Consider the following 9,740-nt stretch of genomic DNA (forward strand, 5'->3'; position numbering starts at 1 on the left):
ATCCCTGTTTGCCCCCCTGGTTGCCCCCCCGGGGTGTCACCTCCCTTGGGTTGTGGGGGTTGCGCGAACAGCGCGCTCAAACGCCGCTGTCAGCGCGGGCCGGGCGCGTGCGGACACGGCGGCGGCCCCGCTCCCGGGAGGTGGGAGCGGGGCCGCGGTGGGGCCGGGGTCAGTGGAAGCTGTGCTCGGCCGCCGGGAAGGCGCCGGTGCGCACGTCCTCCGCGTACGCCCGGGCGGCGTCGCCGAGGACGGTCCGCAGGTCGGCGTACTGCTTGACGAACTTGGGCACCCGGCCGGCCGTCATGCCGGCCATGTCGGTCCAGACCAGCACCTGGGCGTCGGTGTCCGGCCCGCCGCCGATGCCGACGGTCGGGATCGCCAGCTGTTCGGTGACCTGGGCGGCCAGCTCGGCCGGGACGGCCTCCAGGACGACCGCGAAGGCGCCCGACTGCTGGACGGCCTTGGCGTCGCGCAGCAGCTGGTGCGCCGCCTCGTCGCCGCGGCCCTGGACCGGGTAGCCGCCGAGGGCGTGCACGGACTGCGGGGTGAGGCCGATGTGGGCCATCACCGGGACGCCGGCCTCGACCAGCAGCTCGATCGAGCGGGCGCTGCGCTCCCCGCCCTCCAGCTTGACGGCGCCGACCCCGGCCTCCTTCATCAGCCGGGCGGCGTTGTGCATGGCCTGCGCGGGGGACTCCTGGTACGAGCCGAACGGCAGGTCGGCGACGATCATGGCGCGCTTGGTGCCGCGGACGACGGCGGCGGAGAGCATCACCATCTGATCCATGGTCACCGGCACGGTGGTCTCGTAGCCGAGGTGGCAGTTGCCCGCCGAGTCGCCGACCAGCAGCACCGGGATGCCGGCCTCGTCGAAGACGCCCGCCGTGAGGGCGTCGTAGGCGGTGAGCATCGACCACTTCTCGCCGCGCTGCTTGGCGGCGGCGAGGTCGCGCACGGTGACGCGGCGGTTGGTGACCCCGCCGTAGAGGCTGGCGGTCGATGCCTGGTTCTGGGCAGGCGAAGGCGTAGAAGCGTTCATCGAACGGACTCCTGAAGGGTTGTCGTCTCGTGGCGCCGTACGGCGTCCCCGGATCACCTCCATGCTTGCACGCCCCGGCTCCGGCGCAAAGAGGGGTGCGGTCGTCCCGGTGCGATCCACGACACATCGGGCGCGCGGGCCGTGCGGCGCCGGGGCGCGCGGGAGGCAACGGGCTTTGCCCCCTCTTTGCGAAACGGATTCGTCTCGTATCGAATCGCCGACTAGTGTGGTTCGAGGGGGTTACGAGACGCGCTCGGCTCGGAATTGCCCGCCAGTGTCATGCCAACGGACGGGAACACCAATGACCACCGCAGCCGCGCCACCTCGCGTGCCGGAAGCCATCCACCGCCGGCGCTGGGCGATCCTCGGGACCCTGCTGCTCGCCCTGCTCGTCGTCGTGCTCGACAACTCGATCCTCAACGTCGCGATGAAGACCATCGCGACCCCCGCTCCGGTCGGCCTCGGGGCCACCCAGAGCGACCTGGAATGGTCGATCAACTCCTACACCCTGGTCTTCGCCGGGCTGCTGTTCACCTCCGGCCTGCTCGGCGACCGGTTCGGCCGCAAGCGCGCGCTGCTGGCCGGCATGGTGGTCTTCGGCGCCTCCTCGCTGCTGTCCGCGCTGGCCGCCTCGCCCGGTGAACTCATCGGCTACCGCGCCCTGATGGGCGTCGGCGGCGCGCTCGTGATGCCCGCCACGCTGGCGATCATCATGAACGTCTTCGAGCGCTCCGAGCAGCCCAAGGCGATCGGCATCTGGGCCGGCGCGGTCGGTCTGGCCATCGCCATCGGCCCGATCACCGGCGGCCTGCTGATCGAGCACTTCTGGTGGGGCTCGGTCTTCCTGGTCAACGTCCCGATCGTGGTCGTCGCGGTGATCGCGATGGTGATCCTGGTCCCCGAGTCCAAGGACCCCAACCCGGGCCGGATGGACCCGGTCGGCGTGCTGCTGTCGATCGTCGGCCTGGTCGCGCTGATCTACGGCATCATCAAGGGCGGCGAGCTGGCCGACTTCACCGCGGTGGAGGCCTGGGCGCCGACCCTGGTCGGGGTGCTCGCGCTGGTCGCCTTCGTCCTGTTCGAGCGCCGCACCGCGTTCCCCGCCCTGGACGTCACCTGGTTCCGCAACCGGGTGTTCAGCGCCTCCGTGGTGGTCGTCGGCGTGGTGTTCTTCGCGCTGATGGGCGTCTCCTTCTTCGGCGTCTTCTACGTCCAGAGCGTGCGCGGCTACAGCGCCCTCCAGGCCGGCGTGCTGATGCTGCCGCTGGCCGCCGCCCAGCTGGTGTTCGCGCCGCGGGCCCGGCTGGTGGTCGACCGCTTCGGCGTCGCCGCCACCGCCGCCGCCGGCATGCTGTTGGTCGCGCTCGGCTTCGTCGGCTACGCCCTGCTGACCGCCACCACGCCGATCTGGGTGCTGGTCGTGATCGGCCTGGTCATGGGCGCCGGCATGGCGCACGTCATGCCGCCGGTCACCGTCGCGATCATGGCCTCGCTGCCCCGCGAGAAGGCCGGCGCCGGCTCGGCCGTCAACAACACGTTCCGCCAGGTCGGCGGCTCGCTCGGGATCGCCGTGCTCGGCGCGGTGCTCTCCACCGTCTACCGCGACGGCATGTCCGACGCCCTGACCCACGTGCCCGAGGGCCTGCGCGACAAGGCCGGCGAGTCGCTGGAGGCCACCCTCGCCATCGCCGCCCGCATCCCCGGGGGCGAGGCGCTGATAGCCCCGGCGAACGACTCCTTCGTCCACGCCATGCACGTGGTGTCCGTGCTCTCGGTGGGCGTCTCGGTGATCGGTGCCGCCGCCGCCTGGTTCCTGCTGCCGCGCCGCTCGGCCGCCCCCGCGGGCCCGGTCGCCGGACAGCGCGGCCAGGACCGGGAGTCCGCGGCCGCGGACGCCTGACCTGCGGCCGGGCCGGACGACGGCTCGGCGGCACGGTGCGACTGAGCGACAATGGCCCTGCCACCCGGGTGCGCCCCGGGTGGCAGGGCCTCGGAAGAGAGGACCCGGGCCCGTCGGGACGGGCACCGCCCACCGGGCGGACCGCGCGGGGAGCCGGGACGGCGCCCCGCGCCCAGGGACAGCGAGGGAGAACAGCGGGGATGAACACGGACACCCCGACCGCCGACGCCGGGCAGTCCTGCACCGCGGTGCGTCGCGGCCGGCCGCGCAGCGAGGCCGCCGAGCAGGCCATCTTCGCCGCCGTGGAGGACCTGGTGTCGGCCGGCACCGCGATGTCCGAGCTCACCATCGAGGGCATCGCCGCGGCCGCGGGCGTCGGCAAGGCCACCATCTACCGGCGCTGGCCCAACAAGGAGGCCCTGCTGGTCGACGTGGTGGGCAAGCTGGAGGCCCCCATGCCGGAACCGACCGGCCAGGGCGCGCGGGCCGACCTGATCGTGATGGTCGACCACATGCGCCGGCGCGGCCTGGCCAAGCGCACCCGCTGGGTGCTCAAGGCCGCCCTGGGCCAGCTGCACACCCTGCCCGAGCTCCACAACGCGTACCGCGAACGGGTGATCAAGCCGCGCCGCCAGGCAGCGCTGGACCTGGTGCGGCGGGCCGTGGCGGAGGGCGTGCTCCGCGACGACCTCGACGTGGACCTGCTCGGCGACCTGCTGATGGGCCCGATCCTCTACCGCAGCATCCTCTGGGACGACTCCGACCTGGAGGACCCGGAGCTGGCCCGCACCATGGTCGACTCACTGCTCGACGGCCTCGCGCCGCGCTGACCCGCACCGCCCGGCGTGGCCTCGCTCACCAAACCGGGCCACGCCGGAACCCGCTCAGGGGGCCCGACGTCTGTCCCGGCATAGGCTGAGCCGGAATCCGACCACACCGGCACCGGTCCGGTACGTGCCCGCACCGCGCGGGCCGGGCACCGGATCGGCGACGGCACGAGTGACGGGAGCCAGGGCATGGCGCAGGCGGACAGGACCGAGCGGATCGCGGCCCCCGGAGGCGGCGACGACTCGGCCCCCGCGGCGCGGCGCGGCGGCTTCCTCGGCGTGCGCCACTGGGGCCGGGACGCCCGCGGCAGCGGCACCTGGCGGCGCGGCCTGCTGATCGCCGTGCTGGCCGTGCTCACCGCCGCGCTGCTCGCCTTCCACGCCCGGCTGCCCAACAGCGTCGGCAACCTCGGCAGCCTGCTGGAGACCTTCCTCCCCTGGCTGGGCCTGGCCGTTCCGGTGCTGCTGGTGCCCGCGCTGCTGCGCCGTTCCGCCACCGCGCTGCTCGCCCTGCTGCTGCCCGCCGTGCTCTGGACCAACCTGTTCGGCGGCCTGCTGAGCGACAAGCGCGGCGGCCCGGGCGACTGGACGGTGGTCAGCCACAACGTGGCCGCCGCCAACACCGACGTGCCCGGCACCATCCGCACCCTGGTGGACTCGGGCGCCCAGATCGTCGCGCTGCAGGAGCTGGCCGGCACCCAGGTGCGCTCGTACGAGACCGGGCTGGCCGGTGCCTACCCGCACCACACCGTGGCGGGCACCGTCGGGCTCTGGTCGAAGTACCCGATCGGCGACGTCTCCCCGGTGGACCTGAGGATCGGCTGGACCAGGGCCTTCCGGGCCGAGGTCACCACCCCGCAGGGCCCGCTCGCGGTGTACGTGGCCCACCTGCCGTCGGTGCGGCTGAAGGCCGAGGGCGGCTTCACCGTCAACCAGCGGGACATCAGCGCGCAGGCGCTCGGCGACGCGATCCAGGCCGAGTCGCTGAAGAAGGTCCTGCTGCTCGGCGACCTCAACGGCACCATGAACGACCGCAGTCTCGCGCCGGTCACCTCGCAGATGCGCTCGGCCCAGGGCGCCGCCGGGGACGGCTTCGGCTTCAGCTGGCCGGCCGCCTTCCCGATGGCCCGGATCGACCAGATCATGAGCAAGGGCGGGCTGAACCCGCTCGACTCCCGCACCCTGCCCCGGGACGGCAGCGACCACCTCGCGGTGGCGGCCACCTACAGGTACTAGCCCGGTACTACCCCTGCCGCCAGCGGTTGGTGATCGGCAGGCGGCGGTCCCGGCCGAAGTTCTTGGCCGAGATCTTCGGGCCCGGCGGGTACTGGCGCCGCTTGTACTCGGCGGTGTCGACCAGCCGGACCACCCGGTCCACCACGGCCGGGTCGAAGCCGGCCGCCACGATCGCGTCCCGGCCCTCGTCCTCCTCGACGTAGCGGGTCAGCACCGTGTCCAGCAGGTCGTAGTCGGGCAGCGAGTCGGTGTCCACCTGGTCCGGCCGCAGTTCGGCGGACGGCGGCTTGGTGATGGTGTGCTCCGGGATCGGCGGCACCTCGCCGCGCCGCTCGGCCTCCTCGTCGCGCCACCGGGCCAGCCGGAAGACCAGCGACTTGTAGACGTCCTTGATCGGCCCGTAGGCGCCCACCGAGTCGCCGTACAGGGTCGAGTAGCCGACGGCCAGCTCGCTCTTGTTGCCGGGCGCGAGCACCAGGTGCCCCTCCTGGTTGGAGATCGCCATCAGCAGGGTGCCGCGCAGCCGGGACTGGAGGTTCTCCTCGGCCAGGCCGGTCAGCTCGGTGGCGCCCAGGTAGGCGTCGAACATCGGGGCGATGGAGACGGTCCGGAAGTGCAGTCCGGTGCGCCGGGCCAGCTCGGCCGCGTCGTCCCGGGAGTGCTGTGAGGAGTAGCGGCTGGGCATCGAGACGCAGTGCACGTTCCGCGCGCCGACCGCGTCCACCGCGATCGCCGCCACCAGTGCCGAGTCGATGCCGCCGGAGAGGCCGATCAGCACCGACGCGAAGCCGTTCTTGGTCACGTACGCCCGGGTGCCGGAGACCAGCGCGGCCCAGATCTCGGCCTCGTCGGACAGCCGGGGCGCCACCTCGGCGGTGAGCCGGCCGGCGGGCGCGGGCGCGGGCCCGCCGTCCAGTTCGGTGCGGATCAGGTGCAGCCCGTCGCTCAGCAGCAGGCCGTCCGTGGGGTCGCTCGCCGCGGCCGGCAGGTCGAGGTCCAGCACCAGCAGGTGCTCCTCGAACTGCGGGGAGCGGGCGAGGACCCGGCCGTCCGCGTCGACCACGATCGAGTCCCCGTCGAAGACCAGCTCGTCCTGGCCGCCGACCATGTTGACGTACGCCAGGGTGCAGCCCGCCTCGGCCGCCCGGCGCCGCACCAGCTCCAGCCGCAGGTCGTCCTTGTTCCGCTCGTACGGGGAGCCGTTGACGACCAGCAGCAGTCCGGCGCCGGCCTCGCGGGCGGCGGTGACCCGGCCGCCGTCCTGCCAGATGTCCTCGCAGATGGCCAGCGCGACGTCCACCCCGCGCACCCGCAGCACCGGCAGCTGGTCGCCCGGGACGAACCAGCGGAACTCGTCGAACACGCCGTAGTTGGGCAGGTGGTGCTTGGCGAAGCGGGTCACCACCCGGCCCCGGTGCAGCACGGCGGCGCAGTTCTGCGGGGAGCCGGCCGGGCGGTTGAAGCGCGGCGAGGCGTGCTCGGAGCGCCCCAGGTAGCCGACCACCACCGGGACCTCGCCCGACCCGTCCGCGGCCAGCCGGCCGGCCAGCTCGACCAACGCGGCGCGGGAGGCCTCGACGAAGGAGCGGCGCAGCGCGAGGTCCTCCACCGGGTACCCGGTCAGGGCCATCTCGGGGAACGCGACCAACTGCGCACCGGCCGCCACGGCCTGCCCGGTCCGGCGCACCACCTCGTCGCCGTTGCGGGCGAGGTCGCCCACCCAGGGATCGATCTGGCACAGGGCGAGACGGAGAGTGGGCATGCTCCGATTTTAATCGTCCAACTGACGCGATGTCCTGGGCGGAAGCGGGCGAGGGGTCCGCACTGCCGTGCCGGGGGGAGATCGGCCATGATGGGGTCGACGCTTTACGAGGTCTTTCCCTGACCTCCGGCGCGTAACACGAGCGTAAAGAGCAGAGGTGAGACTGTCCCCATGGGCAAGCAGCAGCAGTTCGTGCTTCGGACGCTCGAAGAGCGTGACATCCGGTTCGTCCGACTGTGGTTCACCGACGTGCTCGGGTTCCTGAAGTCAGTGGCGGTGGCGCCCGCCGAGCTGGAACAGGCATTCGAGGAGGGCATCGGCTTCGACGGCTCCGCGATCGAGGGCTTCGCCCGGGTGTACGAGTCCGACATGATCGCCAAGCCGGACCCGACCACCTTCCAGATCCTGCCGTGGCGCTCGGAGACCCCGGGCACCGCCCGGATGTTCTGCGACATCCTGATGCCGGACGGCTCGCCCTCCTTCGCCGACCCCCGGTTCGTGCTCAAGCGCACCCTGGAGAAGGCCTCGGAGCAGGGCTTCACCTTCTACACCCACCCGGAGATCGAGTTCTTCCTGCTGAAGAACCTGCCCGGCGACGGCACCCCGCCGATCCCGGCCGACCAGTCCGGCTACTTCGACCACACCCCGCGCGGGGTGGGCCACGACTTCCGCCGGCAGGCGATCACCATGCTGGAGTCGATGGGCATCTCGGTCGAGTTCTCGCACCACGAGGGCGCCCCGGGCCAGCAGGAGATCGACCTGCGCTACGCCGACGCGCTGTCCACCGCCGACAACATCATGACCTTCCGCCTGGTCATGAAGGAGGTCGCGCTGGAGCAGGGCGTGCACGCGAGCTTCATGCCCAAGCCCTTCTCCGAGCACCCCGGCAGCGGCATGCACACCCACGTCTCGCTGTTCGAGGGCGACCGCAACGCCTTCCACGAGTCGGGTGCCGAGTACCAGCTCTCCAAGGTCGGCAGGTCCTTCATCGCCGGCCTGCTGAAGCACGCCGCCGAGACCGCCGCCGTCACCAACCAGTGGGTGAACTCGTACAAGCGGATCTGGGGCGGCTCCCAGCGCACCGCGGGCGCCGGCGGCGAGGCGCCGTCCTACATCTGCTGGGGCCACAACAACCGTTCGGCGCTGATCCGGGTGCCGATGTACAAGCCGGGCAAGCAAGGCTCCACCCGGATCGAGATCCGCTCCCTGGACACCGGCTGCAACCCGTACCTCGCCTACGCCGTGACCCTCGCGGCCGGCCTCAAGGGCATCGAGGAGGGCTACGAGCTCCCGCCCGGTGCCGACGACGACGTGTGGGCGCTGACCGACTCCGAGCGCCGCGCCCTCGGCATCCAGCCGATGCCGCAGAACCTCGGCGAGGCCATCGACCTGATGCAGCGCAGCGAACTGGTCGCCGAGACCCTCGGCGAGCACGTCTTCGACTTCTTCCTGCGCAACAAGCACAAGGAGTGGGAGGAGTACCGCTCCGAGGTGACGCCCTTCGAGCTGCGGAAGAACCTCCAGGTGCTCTGACGGTTTGTCAATCCGGGTGGGCCGTGCGGGCGGTGCGGGCGGTGTACCCCACGCACGTTAATCCGTTGGGCCAATGAGGTTACTCTGCAGCGGTGCGAGCCGTGGCGGCGTGACGAAGAGGCGTATTCAGAAGATCCGTTTTGCGGATCATCCTGGAGTGTCATGCGTACTCGAATCACTACCCTGGCCCTGTCCGGACTGACGTCGGCCGCCCTCGTGTGGGGCGCCGGCACCGCGGCCTACGCCACGCCCTCCGCCGACCACCACACAGCCGCCGCACCGGCGGCGGCCCAGGGTGAATGGGTCGACGGGCTCCTCCGTCTGGCCGCGGAGGGCAGCGGCACCACCACCGACTACTGGAACACCGACAGCCGGGACTCCCTCGCGTCCAAGCTGGTGTTCCGTCAGTCCTACGGGACGGACGGCGCCAAGTCGGCCACGGCCGGCGCGCCCGCGGCCGTCGCCCAGGCCCCGGCCGCCGCCCCGGCCGCGGCCAAGGCGCCCACCGCCGCCAAGGCGCCCACCACCGTCCAGGCGCCGGCCGCTGCCCAGGCGCCCGCCGTGGCCCAGGCGCCGGCCAAGGCCCCGGCCGCCGACCCGGCGCCCGCCGCGCAGCCGCCGGCCGCCCAGGGACCGGCCGTCGCCACGGCCGAGCCGGGCGACGCGGAGCAGGAGGCCGAGGAGGGCGACGAAGACGGCGAGCGCGGCCGGGACGCGGCCCACGAGTCGATGTTCGGGATGCTCGACGAACTCGGTCAGCTGGACGAGATGGCGTCGTCTCTCGGCGGCAAGAAGTGCCACCACCACCACGAGTGCCCCTGCTCCCCCTGCGGCGGCGGCCACGGCGGCCCCGGCCACGGCGGTGGGAACGGTGGCGGCGGCGGGAACGGCGGCGGTGGAGGCAACGGCGGGAACGGCGGCAACGGTGGCGGCGGTGGGAACGGCGGCAGCGGCGGCAACCAGTCCGAGAGCCAGAACCAGTCCCAGAACCAGGACCAGGACCAGCACCAGAACGTCAACGTGACGGTCAACGTCCAGAACACCATCTACAACAACATCGACAACAGCGCGAACAACAGCGCCACCGCCAACGCGAACAACTCCTCGCAGAACACGGCGACCAACAGTCAGTCGGCCTCGCAGACCAACAACTTCTCCAACTCCAACTCGAATTCCAACTCCAACACCAACAACGCCAAGTACGGGGAGCACCACCAGGGCCACCCGGGCGGCGGTCAGGGCGGTGGGGGCCACGAGGGTGGCGGCGGGGGCCACGAGGGCGGCTACCAGGAGGAGCACCACGGGCACCACGGGGAGCTCGCGGAGACGGGCAGCGAGACCTCGCCGGCCCTGCTCGGCCTCTCGGGCGCGTTCCTCGCGGCGGGCCTGGCGGCCATGCGGATCGGCCGGCGCCGGGTCTAACCGGGGCCGTCGAGTGACCGA

The 9,740-nt window shown here is 72.3% G+C and carries 7 protein-coding genes; 5 read left to right on the forward strand and 2 right to left on the reverse strand.

Annotation, left to right across the window (positions count from 1 at the left end; genetic code table 11):
• Positions 1-169: 169 nt before the first annotated feature.
• Positions 170-1,039: a 3-methyl-2-oxobutanoate hydroxymethyltransferase gene (gene panB / locus ACFRMQ_RS32210; RefSeq protein WP_380734268.1), complete on the reverse strand. Its 870-nt coding sequence runs from the start codon at positions 1,037-1,039 to the stop codon at positions 170-172.
• Between the two features lie 301 nt (positions 1,040-1,340).
• On the opposite strand from panB, the gene ACFRMQ_RS32215 reads away from it, so the two are divergent.
• From ACFRMQ_RS32215 to ACFRMQ_RS32225, 3 genes are all read left to right on the forward strand, one after another.
• Positions 1,341-2,939 carry an MFS transporter gene (locus ACFRMQ_RS32215; protein ID WP_380734269.1) on the forward strand — a complete coding sequence of 533 codons (1,599 nt, stop codon included), beginning with the start codon at positions 1,341-1,343 and terminating at the stop codon, positions 2,937-2,939.
• 200 nt (positions 2,940-3,139) lie between these two features.
• A complete protein-coding gene (locus tag ACFRMQ_RS32220) occupies positions 3,140-3,769 on the forward strand; it encodes a TetR/AcrR family transcriptional regulator (RefSeq protein WP_380734270.1) in 630 nt (209 codons plus the stop codon).
• 186 nt (positions 3,770-3,955) lie between these two features.
• Positions 3,956-5,002 carry an endonuclease/exonuclease/phosphatase family protein gene (locus ACFRMQ_RS32225; protein ID WP_380734271.1) on the forward strand — a complete coding sequence of 349 codons (1,047 nt, stop codon included), beginning with the start codon at positions 3,956-3,958 and terminating at the stop codon, positions 5,000-5,002.
• Between the two features lie 7 nt (positions 5,003-5,009).
• Here ACFRMQ_RS32225 and ACFRMQ_RS32230 read toward each other — a convergent pair whose 3' ends face one another.
• Positions 5,010-6,764: an NAD+ synthase gene (locus ACFRMQ_RS32230; protein ID WP_380734272.1), complete on the reverse strand. Its 1,755-nt coding sequence runs from the start codon at positions 6,762-6,764 to the stop codon at positions 5,010-5,012.
• Between the two features lie 171 nt (positions 6,765-6,935).
• Between ACFRMQ_RS32230 and ACFRMQ_RS32235 the strand changes: the two genes are divergently transcribed.
• The gene (locus ACFRMQ_RS32235; RefSeq protein ID WP_380734273.1) at positions 6,936-8,297 is read left to right on the forward strand and encodes a glutamine synthetase family protein; all 1,362 of its coding nucleotides are present in this window, start codon (positions 6,936-6,938) and stop codon (positions 8,295-8,297) included.
• A 162-nt stretch (positions 8,298-8,459) separates the two neighbouring features.
• Positions 8,460-9,719, forward strand: coding sequence for a hypothetical protein (locus ACFRMQ_RS32240; protein WP_380734274.1), 1,260 nt, complete (start codon positions 8,460-8,462; stop codon positions 9,717-9,719).
• Positions 9,720-9,740: the final 21 nt, after the last annotated feature.

Origin of the sequence: Kitasatospora sp. NPDC056783 (genome assembly GCF_042789895.1) — a bacterium.
In the GTDB taxonomy this organism is placed as follows: Bacteria; Actinomycetota; Actinomycetes; order Streptomycetales; family Streptomycetaceae; genus Kitasatospora.

Excerpts from the sequence above, each read along its gene's own strand:
- panB (WP_380734268.1), bottom strand. The coding sequence starts at position 1,039 with ATGAACGCTTCTACGCCTTCGCCTGCCCAGAACCAGGCATCGACCGCC.
- ACFRMQ_RS32215 (WP_380734269.1), top strand. The coding sequence starts at position 1,341 with ATGACCACCGCAGCCGCGCCACCTCGCGTGCCGGAAGCCATCCACCGC.
- ACFRMQ_RS32220 (WP_380734270.1), top strand. The coding sequence starts at position 3,140 with ATGAACACGGACACCCCGACCGCCGACGCCGGGCAGTCCTGCACCGCG.
- ACFRMQ_RS32225 (WP_380734271.1), top strand. The coding sequence starts at position 3,956 with ATGGCGCAGGCGGACAGGACCGAGCGGATCGCGGCCCCCGGAGGCGGC.
- ACFRMQ_RS32230 (WP_380734272.1), bottom strand. The coding sequence starts at position 6,764 with ATGCCCACTCTCCGTCTCGCCCTGTGCCAGATCGATCCCTGGGTGGGC.
- ACFRMQ_RS32235 (WP_380734273.1), top strand. The coding sequence starts at position 6,936 with ATGGGCAAGCAGCAGCAGTTCGTGCTTCGGACGCTCGAAGAGCGTGAC.
- ACFRMQ_RS32240 (WP_380734274.1), top strand. The coding sequence starts at position 8,460 with ATGCGTACTCGAATCACTACCCTGGCCCTGTCCGGACTGACGTCGGCC.